Source organism: Allorhodopirellula solitaria, from assembly GCF_007859855.1.
GTDB lineage: Bacteria > Planctomycetota > Planctomycetia > Pirellulales > Pirellulaceae > Rhodopirellula > Rhodopirellula solitaria.
This window is the reverse complement of the sequence record NZ_SJPK01000033.1, coordinates 1-20,102: the sequence shown is the minus strand read 5'-3', so window position 1 is coordinate 20,102 and position 20,102 is coordinate 1. Positions and strand designations below refer to the sequence as shown.

The following is a 20,102-nucleotide window of genomic DNA, read 5'->3' as shown; positions in this document are numbered from 1 at the left end:
ACTTGGATCTGCGTTTGGCGCAGTCGACCGAAACGACACCAAAGTGAGAGGGACCGACCGCCTCGACTCGCTGCTGAATCACCCCAGCTGGCTTGCCGATGTAACGGGCCTGATTGGATTTTGACGATTTTGACGAACGTTTCTTGGTGGCGATTGCCATATCGGAGTTCCTTGATTGAAGGGAAAGTGAATTCCTTCAATGAAAGCACTCAGAATGCGCCCCTGGTAGTTTTTTAGGCTAACTTGGGGACATACCAGGCATGGCTCTCGTATCCAATGATCGTTCAAAAATGCGTCCCTGACGAACAAACGCTCGCCAGGGACCGACAACACCATTGGCGTACCGTCGCCCGAGATATCCCTTGCCAAGCCAGCACCTCTGCAGAGGTCGGGTCTTTTGCAAGGCCCCCTGCGTCGCAGGCTATCGATGCGTTGCTTTAACCAGCCATCCGTGTGATCCGGTTGTGCGGCTGGGCGAGTTCCTCAGCCGTGGGCTGGTAGCGGAACTGCATCAAGTAGGCATCTTCAGTGGCGTCATCGTAGAAGTCGCGCAGCACCGAGATCGCCTTGAAGCCGAGATTCTTGAAGAACAGCTGGGCTTCGAGGTTGGTTTCGCGAACTTCGAGCATGATCCGGTTGCGGCGCTCGTGCGAGAGTTTACCGAGTAGCTTCTGCATCATCACGTCGCCGATACCTTGACGACGGTAGTCGCTGTGAACCGCGAAGTTCAAGATATGCAATCGGTTCTTATGCAGTTCATAAATCATGAAACCCACCACCTTGTCATCGCATTCGGCAACCATACCGATGCAATTGCGTTGGCGTAGACAGCGGATGAAATCATCCTCGGTCCAAGGGAACTCGAAACAGTCACTTTCGATGCCCAGCACATCGGGCATGTCGCGACGGATCATCCAGCGGATATGAGCGGTTTTACATGCTTGTTTTGTCTGTTCCACGTCGGACTCCCTTCCGGTGCAATGAAGATTCCCTAGCCGCTTTGGAAGCCTTCCTGGCGTCCGCGGCGATAAGTCGAAAATTAGCAGATCCGCCCCACCGCACCAAGACAGAAAAGCAAAAACCTAGAGGCTCTGGGAAATCAGCCTCAGAAACTCATCTTCGGACAAAACCCGCACATTGGCTCCTTGGGCGTTGAGTTCCTGCACTTTCAGCTCTTTCGTGCTCTGGGAACGCCCGGAACGAAGGGTGCGGGGGTCGGATTGACCGACAACGAGCAAGTTCGTGAGTTTGGAAACGCTCGACACACAGCGTCCGCCGCAGAGCTGGGCCAGCTGCTCGGCATCGGCGCGCTCGATCCGGCTGAGGACGCCCGTGAATACCACCCGCTGGCCAGCGAGGGGCTGGACCCATTGAGCGCGAACAAACAAACGCTGCAGATCGACGCCTGCGGCGCTGACTAAAACGTCCGGATCTTGAGCTTCGGTCCGCTGTGAGGCCGCCGCGGTAGATCGAGTGGACCTGCGACGCGACATCGATGGCCCGGTCTTGCCCCAGGAGCCCGCGACACCGCGGTTGAGCTTTAATTTTTCCTCGAGTTGCTCAAGCGTTTGGGCACCGATGTGCTCCGCCGCCGACAGAGCAATCTTGGCACATGCGATCGAATCCTCGAGCGCGTCGTGATGCCGAAACTCGATACCGAGCCAATCGGACAAGGGCTTCAGACCGAACCGCGGCTGGTCGGGCCAGGTCCGGCGGGCGATGGCGCGGGTGCAACTGTACTGCATCTCCGGAACCGGGTGTCCATGTGTCCGCAGACATGCCAGCAACACGCCCATGTCGAAACTCGCGTTGTGCGCAATCAAGCAATCGTCGCCGAACTGCGTTGCGATCTCAGGCCACAGCTCTTCGAACTCCGGTGCATCTGAGACCATTCCGGGCGTGATCCCGTGAATCGCAATGTTTCGCGGACTGATATAGAACGGACGAGGCCGAATCAACCAACTCGCGGTATCGACGATCTCATGGTCGCGCACCCGAACCGCCGCGAGTTGGCAGGCGCTGTCGCTCTGATGTGTTGCCGTTTCAAAATCGATGGCAGTGAAGTCCACCCGCTTAACTCCCTTGCATTTTCAGCACGGGGAGTCGCCCACGCTGATCAATTTGTGCTGCGATCGAGTCTGGGGTTTGGTCGCTCGGTCGCGGCCGCTCGAGAGGAGGCGTTGGTGGGGCGACAAAGCGGGCCCCCTGACGCGACCGGCGACGCGCAAACTCAGCATCGATTTCGTTTCGAATCGCGGATTTTTCCAGACACCACTTGGGCTCGATCAAAAACTGAGGTGGGGCGTCACCGCTGACCCGTTCGACAATCGTTGTCGGTGGAATCAGCTCGAGGAAGTCGACGACGGTCCGGATGTACTCCTCGCGGTCCATCATTTGGACCTTCCCCGCCAGCACTTCGTCACCGAGCGGTGTGCCGTGCACGCTATACAGGTTATGCAGTTTGATCGCGTCGAGGCCGAGCACGCCAACCTCATGTGCGGTCTGCATCATCATCGCATGATCTTCTCCGGGGACGCCGAGGATCACGTGGGCACAGCACTCAAAGCCGCGGCCACGGGCGCGATCGATCGCATTGATCATGTCCGCATGGGTGTGAGCCCGGTTCATCCACTGCAGGGATTCGTCATGGACGGATTGCATCCCGAACTCGAGTGACACACTGTGATCGACGGCGAGCCTTTCGAGCAACTCGAGAACACTTTCGGGTACACAATCCGGCCGAGTCCCCACGGCCAGTCCGACGATGCGAGAATCGGCAGCCAATGCGAGCTGGAAAATCTCCTCGAGCTGCTCAACCGGCGCATAGGTGTTTGTCGCCGGCTGGAAATAGGCAATGAAGCCCTCGACACGGTCGTACCTCTTCGTGACCCGTTCGATCCCCGCACTGAGCTGCTCGCTGACCCGTCGCAGCCGCACCCGCCGCGAGGGGCTGAATGACCGGTTGTCGCAAAAATTGCAGCCACCCGTCGTGACGGCTCCGTCTACGTTGGGACAGGTGAAACCTGCGTCCACACTGACCCGCTGAACACGCCCTCCGAATCGCCGCCGGAGATGGCGGCCGAATGCGTTGATGAAGAGCCCCTCACGCTGCCACGCGTGGGGACAATCGTCGGTGGCGAGTCGGTTTTCTATTTCGGGCATGAATAACAACGTGCGGGGTTGGGCTCGGGGCGAGACTCCACAATATCACGCCTGTTCCAACCGGCAAGCCGAGAGCGGTCCCCAGACGGCGGCAGTGCCATCAACGCCGCCATCATCAAGAAAAAGAGATCTGAGCCCGCACCGCCACCCCCTCTATTGGTGAGCCCCTGCTACAATCGGGGTAGGCTCCCGGCCAGGAGCGCCTACCAATTATCGTCCAAAGGAGGGTCATCTGTCCATGTGTCGCTCACCGTACGAAGCGGAGACTGGACCTCCCGAGGATGAGTCACTCGGCGTTGCCGAGGGGCACGATGAGTTCTCCGTGGCACCGAGCGGCACTCGGCACCCACCGAGCCCGCCGCGTTTGTTGACCGACCGCTATCAGGTCCTCGAGCTACTTCAAACCGGAGGGATGGGGTGGGTCTACCGCGCCCATGACCGGATGCTCGACCGCGATGTTGCCTTGAAGGTGCTGCGAAACGACCGCGCGATGTCCTCGTTCGCTGCCGGGGACTTTGCCAAGGAGGCACAGGTGATGAGCTTTCTGTCGCATCCCGGGGTGACTCCGATCTACGAGACGGGGGTCTGCGAGAATGGGCAGCCGTTCCATGTGATGAAATTGGTCGACGGCATGACCCTGCGTCAGATGCTCGAAGACGGCCGAGCCGAAACAGCTGAACTACTGAACATTTTCACAGACGTCTGCCAAACGATGGCCTTTGCCCATACGCGGGGCGTAATTCACTTGGATTTGAAGCCGTCGAACATCATGGTCGGCGCCTTCGGAGAGGTGCACGTGATGGATTGGGGGTTGGCGCAGCACGTCAAGAGAAACCCACTCGCCGAGGAGTCGCAAGCCGATGGAACGCTCCGGGCAGCCGAGGCGGCTGCATCCGCGGAGGTCGAGGTCAGTGATCTGATCACACGGCAGGCACACATCAATGGCACTCCACAATACATGTCGCCTGAGCAGGCGCGCGGATCGACCCTCGACGCTCGCGCCGATGTGTTCAGTCTCGGTGGTATTCTCTGCGAATTACTCAGCGGACATGCGCCCTACGAGGGTGAGAGCCTTCGTCAGGTGTACCGCTGTGCGGTGCGTGGCAAGACCTTTCTCAGCCTCGAGCGGCTTCGCCGATGCGGACTCGACGACACACTCGTGCGATTGGCAATCAATTGTTTACAGATCGAAGTGAGTGATCGCCCTGCCAATGCGAGGGTGCTCGCCCATGTGATCCAGGCTCACCAAATGGCGACGCTCAGGAGTGTGCAGAGCGACATGAACCGCTTCTTCGAATTGTCACCAGACATGTTTTGCATCGCTGATCGAAACGGCTTTTTCGTACGCGTCAACGACAACTTCAGCAGGGTGTTGGGATATTCCACGGCTGAATTGCTATCCAAACCCTTTGTCTCCTTCGTCCACGAAGAGGATGCTGACAGCACGATTGCCCAGGTGGAGGCGCTCAATCAGGGGCGTCCCGTCATTCGTTTCCGCAACCGCTACCGCACGTCGCAAGGAAAATGGGTGACGTTGGAATGGACGGCCAAGTCGATTGAGAATGAGCAGCTCGTCTTCGCGGTCGCCCGCGATGTCACGACACGCTCATTCAACGAGGTCCCGATCGCGGACACCTAACATGTAGAGAACCGCATCGAGCCCGAGAGTGGAGACTTGATGCCGGGCGGATTCTCGGACGATGGGCTTGGCGTGGAACGCGATCCCCAAACCCGCTCGTGAAAGCATCGGCAGGTCGTTGGCTCCGTCACCGATGGCTATCGTCTGCTCACAGTCGATCCCGAGATCCGTGGCGAGCTGCTCGAGCAGAGCGGCTTTCCGCTCCGCATTGACGATCTGTCCGACGACGCGGCCTGTCAACTTTCCGTCGACGATCTCCAACTCGTTGGCATGGACATGGTCGATAGCGAGGTGATCACGGAGGTATTCTGCGAAGTAGGTAAAACCTCCCGACAGCACGGCAGTTCGGTAGCCAAATCGTTTGAGATTGGACAGCAATCGTTCGGCACCTTCGGTCAATTCGAGCCGCGCGGCGATCTTCGGCAACACGGACTCAGGCAATCCGGCGAGCGCGGCGACGCGTTGCCGGAGCGACTCATCGAAATCGATCTCACCTCGCATCGCTGCTTCGGTCACCGCGGCGACCTGTTCACCCACTCCCGCTTCTTTGGCAATCTCGTCGATCACCTCCGCCTGCAACAGCGTCGAATCCATGTCCAATGCGACAACGCGTCGATTGCGCCGGAAGGCATCATCACGCTGCCAGGCCAGATCCAAATCCAGGCGTGTCGACAGGTCCAACAGGCTGGCCTTGAGTTGGTTCGGATCGATCGGGTCACCCCGTAGCGAAAACTCGACGCAGGCCCGTGTGGGACCGCCGTCGGTGATCCGTTTGGGCCGTCCCGAGAGACGCGTGATCACGTCGATGTTCAACCCCTGTTGGGCCACGAGCCGGCTGACGGCGGCGAATTGTTCCGCAGTGACGGCCCGCGAGAGCAGCGTCAAAATGAACCTCGATTTCCCCTCTTCACCGATCCAGACGTCGTACGCCGTGTCCGCGATTTTCTTATGTTTGCACTTCAAGTCGAGGTCGTGCGCCGCACCGCGAAGGGTGTCGATCACCGTTTGGCAGCAAACGTCGCCGGGGACACTGACCATCAATCCCAATAATAACGAACGGTGAATGACCGCTTGATTGACATCGAGGACCCGGCAGCCAAAGGAGGCCAAGTGTTCGGATAACGATGCTGTCAGCCCTGGTCGGTCTTCGCCGGTGAAGCGAAACAGGATGGTCGTCGCGGTAGCAGTCTCGATCTCGTTCATAGCCCGCGAATCGTAGCGTCCTCTCGGTAAGTCGTCAAAGTGGTGTTAAAAATCCAATTCGCCACCGAGGTCACCCTCGTCGCGAGGGTCCCCACACCATTGATTCAGTGCGGAGATAACGCGGTCGCGATCGTGGTGATTGGTCCAGAGCGAATCATCCACGTCCAAGCGGATCTCGTAATAGCCTTCGCGAACGCAGTCTTCCTCACCACAGAAGTGGGGCAGGTCGGCTATCCACACGATTCGGTACAGCGGGACGTGTTTGTCATCGATTTTAATAATGGGGGCGTGCATCAATGGATCGCAAAAGGGAATGCGTGTGTGCAAGTTACTTCGTCGAATGCTCGCCAGCAGCGTTCCGAGCGGCGGATTCAGCTGGGATTGCCTGGCAGGTCCGAGCCTGGAATAACCTTCGATTCGAACGAGAGCGTGATGTTACTGAGCCAATTCGCGACTGCGGCCCGCCGAGGCAGCAACCGCGTCGATCAGGGCTCCGCGAACGGCATTCTGTTCGAGCGACCGAATGGCGGCAATAGTCGTTCCGCCAGGGCTGCAAACTTTGTCCTTGAGCACCCCCGGGTGTTCGCCGGTGTCGCGAACCATCGTGGCGGCCCCACGCACGGTTTGAATCGCCAAGTCCAAGGCTGTTTTCCGAGGCAATCCCGCCGCCACACCACCGTCGGCGAGTGCTTCGATGATCAAAAAGACGTAGGCTGGCCCGGAGCCACTCACACCCGTCACGGCATCGAGCTGGCCCTCGGTCACCGGGGCCACGTACCCGACGCTGCCCAACATCGCTTCGATCGATTCGACGTCCGCGGCCGTCACTTCGTCGGCGGAGCAATATGCCGAGGCGCCCTCGCCAACGAGGCTCGGCGTATTGGGCATCACACGGGCTACCCGTTTGTGCCCAGCACCCTCGGTGAGTTTCGCCAATGGCACTCCGGCGGCAACCGAAATCACGAGTTTCCCCATCAAGTGGCCCTGGGTATCAGCCAGCACCGTGGGGATGATGTGCGGCTTGACGGCCAGCATGATGATCTCGCTGCCAGCAATCGCCTTGTCGGTGGCCTCGGACGATCCGGCCGTGTAAAACTCGCATCCCGGGTAGTTTTCCTGCCACCACTGGCCCGTGGACTCGCTGTTGGCAATGACGGAGAGCTTCTCCGCGTCGAGTACCGACTGGTCGATCATCCCGCCGACCAACGCGCGAGCCATTTGACCGCCGCCGATGACGGTGAGGTGAGGGAGTTTCATGAGCACGTAGGAGGCAATAAAATGCGGAATGCGAGCAAGAATTCACGATGACTAGAACAACGCATCGGACCGCGGTTCGGTGTCCGAGAGCAGTTTGATCAATGCGATGCGCAGGTGTTTGACGCTCAAGGGTAATGGTAACAAGGCTCGATTGGAACCACGAACGGCTCGCTGGATCAGGTGCTTCTGATTCGGGTCGACGAGCAGGATCGCCGGGATTTCTTTGGTTTCCTCGTTCTCCCCGAACGCATTGAACGCTTCCAACGCGTCATTGCCGAGCTCAGCGGCTCCGAAAATCACGCAGTCCGCAGGCCGCTCGATCGCATCTTCAAAGCGGGTGAGGGCCCGCTGTGGGTCGGCGATGATGAGCACTCGGTAGCCGCGAGCCTTGAGTCGATCGCGGACCGCATTCTGCAGCCCTGTCTTGGACTCGACGAACATCACCACATACCCCTCGCCCTCGTTGGTGATGACGTGGTCGTCGCCGACATCCTCGGCGTTGACCTTCCCGCTGAGGTCAGGCGCTCGCGCCTCGGCAGGACCTCTCTCCAACGTGTCGATCACCGTTTTGGTGGCGGAGGCGAGTGCGGTGCAGGTCTGAATCCGCTTCTCCGGATCGAACTCCATCGCGGCGAGCAATAGTTGATTGACGATCCCGGGAAGGTCCGGGACATAGTCATAGATAGAGCGAATGTCCTGGAAACGCGAGATATTCAGCCGCGCCATCCGGTCGCGAGTCTCCGTTAGCGCCGGTGTCCCGGCGAGCATGTGATAGAGCATGTTCCCCGCGAAAAACACGTCGCTGCGCGGATCGTCTTTGCGGACGTTCGTCCCCCGTTCCAGCGCAGCGTAATCGATCGCACGGGCATTGGGACAATCGGCGACAACCTCCGGGTTGCTGCGGTCGGCCAAGGCCGCCAGCCCGAAGTCGACGAGTTTCGCGACGCCATTGGAACTGATCAGCACGTTGGACAGTTTCAAGTCCCGGTGGGAGATTCCCAGAGATGCGGCAAACGCCAGTCCGGAGGCGATTTCGTGCATCAATTTCAGCGCCAACTCAACAGGCAACTTGCCCCGGATTTTGACCAACTCTCTCAGCGTCTGACCTTCAACGAACTCCATCACCAAGAATGGATTGTGCCGGTCAGGAACAACCTCCAAGATCCGGACGATGTTGGGGTGCTTGAGTTTCAACCCCATGCGTCCCTCGCGCAAGAATTGCTCGAGCTCGTGGGCTTCGTCCCGGAACCGCTTGCGGAGCACCTTGACGGCGTAGACCTCGCCGTTTCTTTCCGCCCGGTACACCCGGGCGAACGTTCCCGCCCCGATCAAGTACAGGATTTTGAAATCGCCGTAAAAATAGCCCACACGGTCACCCCGCATGATTTTTTCGGTTTGCAGTGTGGTGACCAATCCACGGCTCTGTAACTGATCGACGACCTCCGCCAGCGATACCTCGCCCACACCGAGTTCACCGATCACACGGCTGACGTCCATTCGCTCCGCCACGCCCGTCGAAATGACGCGTTCCACAAACTCTTCTTTCGTGATACTCATGGCGATTGCGTCGAATTCGATGTGCTTGGGCGGCGATAGTCGTGGATCGAGACGCCGGCTGATCTGAGTTGTTGGAGTGCTCCCTGCCAGACTGCGGCCTTGTCGGAGCGTTGATTGAGGTAGAGCTTCAGGTACGGTGCGAATCGTCGATTCGCGCCAGCATCTTCAACACACATTTTGACAATCGGGTTGAGCGAATCAATCGGATTATTGGGCATGATCAACATGGACAGATCCGACAAACCCACCAAGGGCTCGAGCGAGCGGATTCGATTATCAGAGATTTCGAGAGTCGTTAAGCCCTTCAGGTGTGATACCGGCGTCAGGTCTTCGACACGGTTGCCCGCCAAATCCAAGGCGTTGAGTTTGCTCAACTCCGCCACGGCAGAGATCTCATCGAGCCGGTTGTCGGCGAGATAGAGCGATCTCATGTTCGCCATTTCGGCAACCGCATCGATCTTGGTGAGTTCATTGCCCGAGAGATCGAGCAGCTGAATCGCCGTCAGTCGCTTCAGCGGTGAGATGTCGGCAATCGCGTTGCCAGCGAGCGTGACACTCTGCAGGCGAGTCAATCCGGCGAGCGGTGTCAGGTCGCTGATTTCGTTGTTTGAGAAATCCACGAGCATCAAGGCGGGACAATGCTGCAGCCCCTCGAGGCTGCTAATTTTTTTCCCCTTGGCCTCGACGCGTGAGATTTTCGCGACATCTGCGGCTGTCAGCGGCGCATCGCTGCCTCGCTTCGCCAAAACGCTGGCGCGGACCACCGCCTCCAAAGCCGGATCAGGAAACAGGGCTGCAGCAGCTTTCGCCTGAGCCTGTGCTGATTCCGAGGACAGTGCTGATTCCTGGCCCTGTGCTAATTCCGGGGCCTGCCCCCACGCGGCTGGTGCTACGAGCGGAGGCCATAACGCATTGACAAGGACGAATAAACGAGCGAGCGAACAACGAGAAAACAATGGAGGCATTGTCCCAGCGAGATCTTGGGGGGGGGAACGATGAGAGCGGTACACTCGAAACCGCTCATCATACTCAAAAAACTCTTTTCATGGCGTCCCCCGCGTCAATCATTGAGCAATCTCATGGATCGCGGTGACAGCATCGGCCTGCGAGCCGTAGAGGATTGTCATGCCGTCATTGCTCGCGGCAATCGCAAAGGCCTGTTCCATCTCGTCCTCGGTGAGCCATCCTTGATTCCCCATGTAACGAATTTCGGCGAGTTTCCGCAGGAGCGAGAAAGTGGAGTCGCCGAGCACGCCTGTCACCCGGGCTCGCGATTGAGCGGGCGTCAGCGTAGGGAAATCGCGGAGACTGAGCTTGCTGTCGAGCACGCTCCAGAACTTTTCCAAGGCATCGTTGACGTAGCTTTCCGCCGTCGCCCGTTTCGTCTGCAGCAACCGTTGCAGTTCGCGGTTGTCCATCTCGTCGGATGTGATCAGAGTGCGGCCACTGCGCCCGTCGATCACCTTCACACGCGTCGAATTCTGCGGCGAGCTGTTGCGGACGGTTTTCATCGACACATCAAAATGTAACAGTAACTCGATGTTTTGTTCGGCGGCCGCCTTGCTCATTTCCTGCGTGCTGCCCTCGCCCAAATAGACCACGCTGGGGATCCACATGCGCGGATCACTGGGCTGGACATAGTCACCCGCCACCGTGTCGCCTTGGTCCTTGGCATCCGGGTCGAGATTGGCAAAGGCCGCACCGAACTGCCCGCTCGCCATGCGAGTTTTCATTCCCTCGGTGACGACCGTCGCAACATAGCCCATCAACTCCTCCATCCGCTCGCCGACGCTGGGGTCGGTCATCTGCGCCTCCGGGGCCGCCGCCACCGAGGCGCTCGGATCGATCATGCGGCCGTCGCGATCATATTGGGGCGTTCCGCTCGAACCGGGACCGCCGACTGCGTCCATCCGTTGCTCATAGGGGCTCATGGAATCCATCGAACTCGAACCGGGGCCTCCCTCTGGGCCGAGACCGGAATTGGGCCCCATCATCTCAGACTCGTAGGAACTCGACATCTCTCCCATGCCAGCCATCTCTCCCATCCCGCCCGGCGTCTTGCCATCGGCCCGGATCGGGGCGTAGTCCGTCACCTCCGTATCGCCATGCAATCCAATCGAGGCGCCCCAGCGGAGTTGCCATACCGGGCGGCGGAAATACGCGCTGAATTTCAAGCTATTCAAATCCTCTTGGGAATCGACGCCCCCACGTGCGAGAAAGCCGAAGTAGAGTTCACGGGCCAACGGCAGGTTGCCATAGCGATAGGCAACGTTCGCTTCGTTGCGCAGTAGCGGACCGACCATCGGCGGCGTCGGCGGTGTCGTCGGCGGCTGCATGACCCTGGCGAGTTGCTGCCGCAGGGGAGTCCATTCGGGCTGCACGAGCTGGTAGAGCGACATCGGAGTAGGCCCTGTCGTCAGGTTCGCCTCCGGTCCCGATGCGGCTGGCCCCGACTCACTGCCATATCCGCTGCCCTCACCGTATCCGCCGCCCTCACTCCCATAGGGCGTTGAGCTCATCGGCCCATCGGGCCCCTGGGCCTCGGCGCTAGCGATCATGCAACCCCCCAGCAGGACGCAGGCGATACTGATCCGTAATCCCCGCAACGCACCTAGCGACGAATTTGCAGAGGACGGGCCTTTCGGTGCCCTTCCGACAGGCTGAGGGCGGAGCTGAGGGCGGAGCTGACTCCAGCGGGGCGGTAACGGGCATCGGTTTTGGATAACGAGCGGTACCATACGAGCAAACTCTAGTGAAAACGGGGAAAATCACATAAAAATGATAGGCATTGCTTCGATTTCGCAGTAACTTTCGAGACAATACAGCGTTCATAATAAGTCAATTGGAAGCGCGACACGAGCAATTTCGAGCTGGATTCCACCGAGCGAGGGAACTTTTTATCGCAGGGGGACGTCCTAGTCCTCTGGAGTGATTGCACATTTTGGGTAGCCGGTCGCCCCGCCGCATGATGCGGATAAGACTATCGGCAACCCGCTATTTAAGCACTTTTTCAAAGATACTGAGTTCATGCTACGCCACCGATATCGCACCCCCCGACGGCTTTCTCTCCAAGTACTTGACGATCGACGCGTTTTAGCTGCGATTGTGGGCGGGGTTTTTCATGACGCGAACGACTCTCTCCGCCGTGATAGCGACGAGACTGGCTTAGAAAATCGATTGGTGTACGTCGACCAGAATCAAAATGCGCAGATGGATCAGGGCGAGAAGTTCGCCTTGACCGACGGCGCGGGCGAGTTCTCGATCGATGGTTTGAGCGATGGCGAGTATTCGGTCCGATTGTTCAGCGGCACCAGCAGCCAAGTGCAGACAACGCCCTCATCGGCTGAGATGCTGCATGACGCGGTCCTGCGAACAGATGTGGCGACCGCGGTCCCGGCCATCGTGCTCGATGCCGGCACACCGTCTCAACGCACTGCCTCGGCAGTCCTGGCCAGCTCGACTAGCCTGCAGTCGGTTGCGGCCGACGGAACACTCTCGGACCCGATCGACGTCGGCGGATCAATTACCCACTTGAGCCGCTTGGCTGATGGATCGCTGCTTGTGTTGTCCAACACCAGCGATGGCGGTCAGGCACATCTTGTCGACCCAACCCTCTCGAGCCTCACGGACATTGGTACGGTCAGCACGGGCTTGGAAATTCAGTCCGGTGGTGGCGATGACTTGGGAAGAGGCTTGGTCGTCGCGAGTCCTACAGGGGATTCCGGCCAAAGCGAGTTGTGGTCGGTCGATGCCACGGAGGCGACCTTGGCGGCAACCGGAGTCATGGTTGCGGAGAATTCCGTGATCACCTCCGATTCCACGCCCAGGACCGATGATGGGCCGACCCGCAGCGTAATCAGTCATGCTGCCCTCGTTGATGATGGCAACGGCGGCACGAGCGAAGAACTCGCGATCAGTTTGTGGAGCCACTCCAGTGCCTCCACGCTCGGTGAGCCGATCGTTGTTAGCGGTGCCAGCGAAGTGGTTGCGTTCCACGACCAGTCCGGTCTGCTGGTACTTCGCACGGGCGAGAACCTGTCGGTCTATGACGTCGACAATCATCTGGCCTCGCTCTACACGATCGAAGACACCGAATCGGTCGCAGCCATCGATGGGGCTCGAGGCCTGATCGTTGCCCTCACTTCGAGCTCAGCCGGCGATACGGCGGCGGCTGGACTGCGGTTGATCGACAGTGAAACCGGATCCATCGTCGCGGACATGCCAATCGATGTGACAGCTGTGGGCGATCTGGATTCGCTATCTCTCGATGAGGATCTACGCTCAGTCGTCCTTGCCGGTTCCGCGGGAATTGCCCAAATCACGCTGCGAAAACCCGCTGCGGCACAGGTAAAGATTGCCGGCGGGCAAGCCGAACGGGCCGCTTTCGGCGTTCGACTGATCGGTTCGAACAGTGCCCCCGTTTATACGGAGACACCCGTGATCTCGACCGAGGAGGATTCGATCCTGTCCGTGCCGCTGCCCGCGGCGAGCGACACCGACGGCGGCGACCATCAGATCATTCTGCCGCTCTACCCGCCCCAGTTCGGGACCGCCACGATCGGCCCCGACGGGCAAATTGACTACACACCGAATGCCGATTTTGAGGGCACCGATACCATCTCAATTTTGATTGGTGATGGACGAGATTTCACCGAAACCGAGATCCAGATCAATGTCACGCCGGTTCCCGATATTCCGTCCGGTGTGACCGCGGGTATCAATCCCGTTCCTGAAAATACGCCGCCGGCAGGCACCAGCGGCAGCTGGAACCCGATCGGGATCGTTGGGGTGACCGACGTCGATGCGGTGAACAACTTTGACATTCGCATTCTCGACCGCAACCGCGTGCCCGATGAACGGTTTCGGGTGGTCGATCGAGACATCATCTTCGTGGGCCCTGAACCACTCGACTATGAAACCGAGCGGTTGATTCCGCTGATCATCAGCGTGGATGACCCCGACAGCGGTGGCAATCTCGAGTTCCTCACGGCAATCTCGATCATGGATTCCGACGATCCGATCACCGACATCACGCCGGACGACGCGTCCGTGCATGAAAATTCTCCCGGTGAGGTCGTCACCGGACTGGGCGTCGTGGATCAGGATGTCGGTCAAAATCACGAACTTAGCGTGGACGATGATCGCTTTGAAATCGTCAGTGGCGCCTTGAAACTCAAAGACGATGTCGAACTCGACTACGAAGAGTCCGACACCATCACCGTCAACGTGACGGCGACCCATGAAGACGACTCGTTCACCAAAGCGATTGAGCTCTCGGTGATCGACGTCCACGAAACTCCCGGCGATATTTCGCTCAGTAATCACTCCGTTCTCGAACTCCAGGCCGGGGCCGTCGTCGGAGAACTGACCGTCGACGGGAATCCGGCAGCCAACGGTCATTCCCTGACCGTGAACGACTCGCGCTTTGTGATCGACGGATCAACCCTGAGACTCGCCGACAACACCTTCCTCGAGCACACGCCAGGCGTTGATGACGAGATTCTTGTCGAGGTCACCGCGACACCGAACTTCGCGGACGCCGATGGCGTGTCAGAGGAATTCGTGATCGCTGTCCTCGAAAATGACAACCGGTTCCATAACGATAGCTATCCCGAAGATGTCAATCATGCCGATGGAGTCACGGCTGTCGATGCGTTAACGATCATCAACTATCTCAATGCCTACGGCGCCGGCCCTGTCGGCGAAGGTGATCCGGCCTTCGGTTACGATGTCAACAACGACGGTTTCGTCACGTCTCTGGATGCCCTTCTGGTGATCAACGAGCTCAACGCGATCAGTGCCGGGGCGACTGGCACGGTCAACAATGAACCATCGAGCGAACCTGACCCGAACTCCGACACGCCGGACGCATCGAGCCGAATTGCCAACGATCCGGTCGTCCCGGTCGAGACTCAATTGCCGAGAGTCTCACCGCTACGCCGCTCGGCGAGCCAGGACCTGGCCATCGCAAGCCTGATGGAGTTATCAGGCAGCAAAGTTTCCGGCCATTCGTCGGATTCGATCGACGAGACCGTTGCGGTCATCTCTATCGAGATCCCAGACCGTCATGGTGATGAAGATCGCGCCGACGAGGTGTTTGGCGAAACCGGTATCGACCTACTCGGTTCCTAGCCCAGAGGCCGGTTGGGAACGACGGCATTCGCCGTGATCGAGGCCCCCACCCTCACGGGTTCGGCCCATTCAAGAGTGCGTCGAGCTGGCTGCGATCAATCTCCGGGACCGCATCGGACGGTGCCGTTTGAGTCCGCTCGGATTCAGCAATCTGATCAATGAATTGCTGGAACTGAGGTTTGTCGGGTAGCGCATTGCGTCCGATCCGAGATTGCCGCAATGCTTCTGACTTGAGCCCTCGCTCCAACAACTGGTTGATATAGTCCACCCGGTAGATAAATTTCTCCGGTGCCATGCGGATCGCCTGCCGGTAGTGCTCCTTCGCTGGCTCGATCTCATCCAAATAAAAGTGAATGCGTCCGAGCAGCTCTTCGCAGTGCGCCCGCGTCTCCAGAGGTGCGTCTTTTTCGCTGCCAACCGTCTTAACGGCACGCCGGAGAAACTCAGGATCGGGTTGCTCCCACTGAAGCACCCTGCTCGCAGCGGAACGCATCACGCGGGGGCTATCCGGAATGACCTCCTTGACGTCCAGTTCAGGGTTGTCCTGTACCAGTTGCATCACCTCCGCGGTCAACGCAGGATCTGCTTCGAGTGCCGCACGCAGCCCCTCGGTGGCGGCCTCGAAATCTCCGCGTCGAATCGATGCTTCCCCCAAGGCGAACTGCCGGGATGGGTTGCCGTTGTAGAATACGAGCAGATGCTCCGCCGCCGCATGGGCGACCGCCTCAGCGTTCACAGTTCCGCCCGACGGGAGACTTTCGCCACTACGGATGATCGGGAATAACCGCAACAGACTGCCGCGCGGGGCCTGCGCCAACGGGCAGATTTGCAGCGTCTCGAGGCTGGTCTGCCACGCGTCGTTGTAATGCTTCCAGCTCGACAGCGACTCCTGCCGAACGATCGATGATTCCGGTGGATAGGGCAGAGTGTGGTTGCTGAGATCCAGCTGTTCGTAGATATCACCCATTTCCGCTGCCGATTGCGGACGCCATTCTCGGGTCTCGGCAAGTCGTGCCCGATCACGCTGGACCGCGCCCAGTCGCGCGAACAGCAGGGGAGAAGTGTCCGCGGCACGTCGCTCCTGGAGGACATTTTCCATCTCCTCCAGTGCTTCGGGATTCAGCTGCCAACGTGAATATTCCGCATGGAGTCGGCTGAGCAGCGAGTCGGTAATCGCGTCCTGACGCAGGACAGGAATCACATACAAACCGCCGCCAATCATCAAGCCTGCGAGCAGAAAACAGGGCAATCGATGGAACCCGCCCAGCCACCGGTTACCTCGGGCTGATCGGTTCAATCCGAGGCGGTTCGGAGGCTCCGGCGCCGTGTGCATGGTCCACTCCCGCGGATTCTCGTCACGATGGTGCCCAGACCATGGTAGGGTGAACCCGCCGCTGCCACCGTTGGCAATATCACGCGAAATGATCGCGGTGCCGAGGAGCAGCGCAGCGATCAGGTTTGCAGGCAAAACCAATCCATAATCAAAAAATTGAGACGCCATGATCGCCGCGATCGCGTACCACCCCGCGACCCGCAGACCCTGGTCGAGAGGATCCACCGAGACAGCCAATCGGTTCAGGGCAAACAAGAGGATCGCCAAGATCCAAACGGCGACGACCAAGCCAACCAAACCGGTTTCCACGAGTAGCTCCAACCATAGGTTGTCGGCGTGCTCATACCACCAACTGGGCGAGACCTCTTGGTAAGGCAAATAAGCGTAGGCATACGTGGACAATCCCGCACCGCCGGGGAAGTATGCCATGGCTGCCTGCCAGCCATCACTCCAGTGCAACAGTCGCCCGTTGCTCTGCAGCGTGTCGGCGTCGCCAGTGAACACTTCCCATCGCTGCAACGTCTCCAAGTTCAAATTCATGGGGGTGATCAGCACAGTCACCGATATCGCCAGGATGACGACCAGGATGGGGAGACTGATGAGACCTCGACGAGGGCGAACATATCCAAAGGCGAAGGCCATTCCGAACAACGCCGCTACCAAACCACCGCGTGACCCATTGACCAGCAACCCGGCGATACACGTCGTTCCCGAGAGCAAGCCGACTAGCGATTCACGGTCAGAGATCAACGCCACCAAATCGTTGAATTCAAACTCAGGAGCATCCACCTCGACCTGGTGCATGGCCATCATCCGCCACGACAACAGACCGAGACTGGCCGCTAAGCCAAGATTCAACATCAACGCGGCGTTGTTGCGATTGACGAACCCACCAAAGGAATTCGGTTTCGGTTGAAAGATCCAAAGATCGGCTGTCGGGTCGAGTTTTCGATACAAACCTAACACCGCGACGCTCGCACCAGCGATCGCCAGCGAACTCAGCAGCATCATCAACCGCGAACGGGCGTGGAAGACGATCGACGCTGCCCAACACAGCGGCAGCATCAACGTCACGAGCGCCGCGACATGCGAGGTGTCGTAGGGCGAGACCGACATCGAGGCAACCGTCGCTCCGCTCTCAGCCTGGCCGGGCGACGTCACCTCCAGTCCAACGAGCCATTCGGTGAAGGCTGTGTAAGAGCCCGGGCTCAGCCAGGCGATTAGGCTCGCAGGCATGGCGACGCTCTGCACAAACGCCCAAAAAACCAGCACACCCAGCGGCCACAAGATGGCATGCTGGCGCAGCCCCGATGATGCCGTGCTGTCGGTCAGCCCCGGCAGCGCCAAGATTGCGGCGAGGATGATGCCGAACGCCGCAATGTACTGGCTCCAATGGTAAATACCACCAAAATCGACCGCTAAGAGAATCGGCAGCATCACCATCACGATGGCCGAGGCCCACAAGGAAACGTTGCGGCGTGAAGTGAACAATGGACGTCTGCGCTAAAAGTGAGAATCGACGTTCGAACGGGTGAACATACCACATCACTTTATCTCAAAATCCGCCTCAAAAAGCGAGCCAGACCCGAGCGGAAAGTCAACTTCGACGACTTCACCATGAATTGAATCGATTCAGTCGAGACTTCGATCCGCAGGGGCACCCTCCTCGCACTTCTTACACGTCAGCCGGTACCCCAACATCGATTCCCGCCCGGTTCGCGTCGTCACCCACGGCCTGCTCATCCAGGGCGGATCATGACGGACGTGCTGGTTGTGCCCACAGGCGAGCTCAGCCACCCAGTGATCCTCCTCATCCTGATGAAATCCAGTAATCGGCTGTTGCATCAAAACCTCGCTGTCGTCGCCAAGGGTGTCAAACTCGCTTGCGTTGTTCGAATTGCCCCAAACATACACCTTGACGTGCACAAATAAAAGTGTACCGTCTAGTACAGTATCGCTTTTTTGAATCCACCTACAGGGAAACCACACGAAATGTTGAGTGACAAGACAATCCGAATCGTCAAGGAGATCACACCTTTGGTGGCCGAACATTCCGAGGCGATCACCACGCGGTTCTATTTGCGGATGTTCGAGGAGAATCCGGAAGTCCAGGCATTCTTCAATCAAGCTCACCAACATTCCGGGGGCCAGCAAAAGGCTCTGGCGGGCGCCATCTGTGCCTACTTTACCCATATCGACAATCCCGCCGTGTTAATGCCAGCAGTGGAATTGATCGCGCAGAAGCACTGCTCGTTGGGGATCAAGCCGGAACACTACCCAATTGTGGGCAAACACTTGCTCGCGGCGATTCAGGACGTGATGGGGGACGCAGCCACCGATGAGATCATCGAAGCGGTCGCCGAGGCGTACGGATTTTTGGCGGATATTTTCATTGGTCGCGAGGATGCGATCTACGACGAGCAGCAGTCCGCCCCCGGTGGATGGACTGGATATCGCGACTTCATCGTCGATCGCAAGATTCCTGAGAGCGACGTGGTGACTTCGTTCTACCTGCGCCCCGAAGACCAGGGAGCCTTGCCACCATTTCGGCCCGGGCAGTACATCACTGTTCATATCGACCACCCTGTCACGCCGACTTCGCCGCGCAACTACAGCCTCTCGGATCGGCCGGGCATGGATCACTTCCGCATCAGTGTCAAACGCGAAGGGCGGCTCTCCCCCGACGCGCCCGATGGCTTGATTTCGAGTCACTTACACGATGCGATCCAAGAGGGTCACCGAGTGAAGGTTGGTCCTCCCTGCGGCGAGTTCACGGTTGATCCAGAGAGTGCCAACGGACGTCCGATCGTACTGATCGCAGGCGGAATCGGGATTACGCCTCTATTGTCGATGGCCAAATCCATCGTTCACACCCACCCGGAGTCACCGGTTTACCTGCTACAGGCAGCTCGCAATAGCAGCGTGCATGCGTTCGCAGATGAAGTGAAGAACCTGCAATCACTCAGCTCCAACATGCACACCAAAGTGCTCTATGACACACCGCTCGAAGGGGATGTCGAAAGTGGGCGCTGTGATGGCGTGGGCTTTGTGACGACGGAGTTGTTGCGGGAATGGGCGCCCTGCGCCGATGCGGACTTCTACTTTTGCGGACCAAAGCCGTTCATGCAGAGCGTGCATGCTTGCCTGCAAGAACTCGGCGTCGACGAGACCCGTGTTCGCTACGAATTTTTTGGTCCCAAAGAAGAGCTCGCCTCGACGGGCGCGTGATCGAACGCCACGTGATCGACGGCCGAGACGCTCGCCCGCGACGATGGCTTCTCCGCCCCGTGGACCGCCAGAGCGTGCCGATCGGCTACAACAAACGGTTCATCCGACGGAAGCGTGCGCAGAGCACAGCGGAAGGTTTTTTGAGTACTGTCATATCCAGAACGAAAATTTGCAGTGCGCGCGTACGCTCAGCGGCACCACCAATAGGGTAGCTTTTTCGACACTCAAAGTCCACTGTTTGTCGGCCAGCCAGCACGGCTCGGTTAGCTTTGGTGGTTCAGTCTCGCCACCCTGGTAGATATCCGAAGCTCTGAGAGCCCCACACTGTCTCATCCGGCGTTTGAACCGCTAACAGAGCATCTCACTCTAGCACGGGCTTGCTCAGCAGAGCTACGCTCCACCGATACCCTCGGCATGCGACGACGTTGTTAGTGTGCTTGGCAGCACGACAATTCAGCCTAAGACTTCAGAGCTTCGGACGGTTTCGATTCTACAGTGTTTTCCTGGTTCACTCCAAGACGAATTAGTAAGCCGATCAGCAAGTCGCCGATCGATTGAGGGCCTCGACGCTTCTTGCCAGCGAGAAGCTGC

The 20,102-nt window shown here is 58.8% G+C and carries 14 protein-coding genes; 3 read left to right on the top strand and 11 right to left on the bottom strand.

What is annotated here, in order from left to right; translation table 11 throughout:
• Positions 1-437 precede the first annotated feature (437 nt).
• From rimI to CA85_RS23890, 3 genes are all read right to left on the bottom strand, one after another.
• Entirely contained in the window at positions 438-914 is a 477-nt protein-coding gene (gene rimI, locus CA85_RS23900) for a ribosomal protein S18-alanine N-acetyltransferase (RefSeq protein ID WP_391564952.1), read from the bottom strand.
• 168 nt (positions 915-1,082) lie between these two features.
• The gene (locus CA85_RS23895; RefSeq protein WP_146394116.1) at positions 1,083-2,069 is read right to left on the bottom strand and encodes an exonuclease domain-containing protein; all 987 of its coding nucleotides are present in this window, start codon (positions 2,067-2,069) and stop codon (positions 1,083-1,085) included.
• Between the two features lie 4 nt (positions 2,070-2,073).
• Complete coding sequence (locus CA85_RS23890; protein WP_146394114.1) at positions 2,074-3,162, bottom strand: TIGR01212 family radical SAM protein; 1,089 nt, start codon at positions 3,160-3,162, stop codon at positions 2,074-2,076.
• Between the two features lie 238 nt (positions 3,163-3,400).
• Here CA85_RS23890 and CA85_RS23885 point away from each other — a divergent pair, with 238 nt between their 5' ends.
• On the top strand, positions 3,401-4,801 hold the full coding sequence (locus CA85_RS23885; protein WP_146394112.1) for a protein kinase domain-containing protein: 1,401 nt from the start codon (positions 3,401-3,403) through the stop codon (positions 4,799-4,801).
• Here the strand turns inward: CA85_RS23885 and serB are convergent.
• The 6 genes from serB to CA85_RS23855 all read right to left on the bottom strand — a co-directional run bounded on the left by serB (position 4,769) and on the right by CA85_RS23855 (position 11,337).
• Positions 4,769-6,004, bottom strand: coding sequence for a phosphoserine phosphatase SerB (gene serB, locus CA85_RS23880; protein ID WP_146394110.1), 1,236 nt, complete (start codon positions 6,002-6,004; stop codon positions 4,769-4,771). The two genes, CA85_RS23885 and serB, sit on opposite strands and share 33 nt — an antisense overlap.
• Positions 6,005-6,049: 45 nt before the next feature.
• Positions 6,050-6,298: a hypothetical protein gene (locus tag CA85_RS23875; protein WP_146394108.1), complete on the bottom strand. Its 249-nt coding sequence runs from the start codon at positions 6,296-6,298 to the stop codon at positions 6,050-6,052.
• Between the two features lie 141 nt (positions 6,299-6,439).
• Positions 6,440-7,261 (bottom strand): pyrroline-5-carboxylate reductase, encoded by an 822-nt coding sequence (gene proC / locus CA85_RS23870; protein ID WP_146394106.1) that lies wholly within the window; start codon positions 7,259-7,261, stop codon positions 6,440-6,442.
• Between the two features lie 51 nt (positions 7,262-7,312).
• Positions 7,313-8,818 (bottom strand): serine/threonine-protein kinase, encoded by a 1,506-nt coding sequence (locus CA85_RS23865; RefSeq protein ID WP_146394104.1) that lies wholly within the window; start codon positions 8,816-8,818, stop codon positions 7,313-7,315.
• Complete coding sequence (locus CA85_RS23860) at positions 8,815-9,783, bottom strand: leucine-rich repeat domain-containing protein (protein ID WP_146394102.1); 969 nt, start codon at positions 9,781-9,783, stop codon at positions 8,815-8,817. The genes CA85_RS23865 and CA85_RS23860 overlap by 4 nt, the downstream gene beginning before the upstream one ends.
• 99 nt (positions 9,784-9,882) lie before the next feature.
• A complete protein-coding gene (locus CA85_RS23855; RefSeq protein WP_146394100.1) occupies positions 9,883-11,337 on the bottom strand; it encodes a hypothetical protein in 1,455 nt (484 codons plus the stop codon).
• A gap of 508 nt (positions 11,338-11,845) precedes the next feature.
• Here CA85_RS23855 and CA85_RS23850 point away from each other — a divergent pair.
• Positions 11,846-14,950, top strand: a complete 3,105-nt coding sequence (locus tag CA85_RS23850; protein ID WP_146394098.1) for a dockerin type I domain-containing protein — start codon at positions 11,846-11,848, stop codon at positions 14,948-14,950.
• A 52-nt stretch (positions 14,951-15,002) separates the two neighbouring features.
• Here CA85_RS23850 and CA85_RS23845 read toward each other — a convergent pair whose 3' ends face one another.
• Both CA85_RS23845 and CA85_RS23840 read right to left on the bottom strand, forming a co-directional pair.
• The gene (locus CA85_RS23845) at positions 15,003-17,720 is read right to left on the bottom strand and encodes an O-antigen ligase family protein (protein ID WP_186775189.1); all 2,718 of its coding nucleotides are present in this window, start codon (positions 17,718-17,720) and stop codon (positions 15,003-15,005) included.
• A 195-nt stretch (positions 17,721-17,915) separates the two neighbouring features.
• Positions 17,916-18,128 carry a DUF3565 domain-containing protein gene (locus tag CA85_RS23840; RefSeq protein WP_146394096.1) on the bottom strand — a complete coding sequence of 71 codons (213 nt, stop codon included), beginning with the start codon at positions 18,126-18,128 and terminating at the stop codon, positions 17,916-17,918.
• A gap of 147 nt (positions 18,129-18,275) precedes the next feature.
• On the opposite strand from CA85_RS23840, the gene hmpA reads away from it, so the two are divergent.
• Complete coding sequence (gene hmpA / locus CA85_RS23835; RefSeq protein WP_146394095.1) at positions 18,276-19,511, top strand: NO-inducible flavohemoprotein; 1,236 nt, start codon at positions 18,276-18,278, stop codon at positions 19,509-19,511.
• Positions 19,512-20,102: the final 591 nt, after the last annotated feature.

Coding starts and splice junctions, on each gene's coding strand:
- CA85_RS23865 (WP_146394104.1), bottom strand. CDS start 8,818: ATGAGTATCACGAAAGAAGAGTTTGTGGAACGCGTCATTTCGACGGGC.
- CA85_RS23850 (WP_146394098.1), top strand. CDS start 11,846: ATGCTACGCCACCGATATCGCACCCCCCGACGGCTTTCTCTCCAAGTA.
- CA85_RS23855 (WP_146394100.1), bottom strand. CDS start 11,337: ATGAGCTCAACGCCCTATGGGAGTGAGGGCGGCGGATACGGTGAGGGC.
- CA85_RS23845 (WP_186775189.1), bottom strand. CDS start 17,720: ATGCTGCCGATTCTCTTAGCGGTCGATTTTGGTGGTATTTACCATTGG.
- CA85_RS23885 (WP_146394112.1), top strand. CDS start 3,401: ATGTGTCGCTCACCGTACGAAGCGGAGACTGGACCTCCCGAGGATGAG.
- hmpA (WP_146394095.1), top strand. CDS start 18,276: ATGTTGAGTGACAAGACAATCCGAATCGTCAAGGAGATCACACCTTTG.
- serB (WP_146394110.1), bottom strand. CDS start 6,004: ATGAACGAGATCGAGACTGCTACCGCGACGACCATCCTGTTTCGCTTC.
- CA85_RS23860 (WP_146394102.1), bottom strand. CDS start 9,783: ATGCCTCCATTGTTTTCTCGTTGTTCGCTCGCTCGTTTATTCGTCCTT.
- CA85_RS23840 (WP_146394096.1), bottom strand. CDS start 18,128: ATGCAACAGCCGATTACTGGATTTCATCAGGATGAGGAGGATCACTGG.
- CA85_RS23890 (WP_146394114.1), bottom strand. CDS start 3,162: ATGCCCGAAATAGAAAACCGACTCGCCACCGACGATTGTCCCCACGCG.
- proC (WP_146394106.1), bottom strand. CDS start 7,261: ATGAAACTCCCTCACCTCACCGTCATCGGCGGCGGTCAAATGGCTCGC.
- CA85_RS23875 (WP_146394108.1), bottom strand. CDS start 6,298: ATGCACGCCCCCATTATTAAAATCGATGACAAACACGTCCCGCTGTAC.
- rimI (WP_391564952.1), bottom strand. CDS start 914: ATGATCCGTCGCGACATGCCCGATGTGCTGGGCATCGAAAGTGACTGT.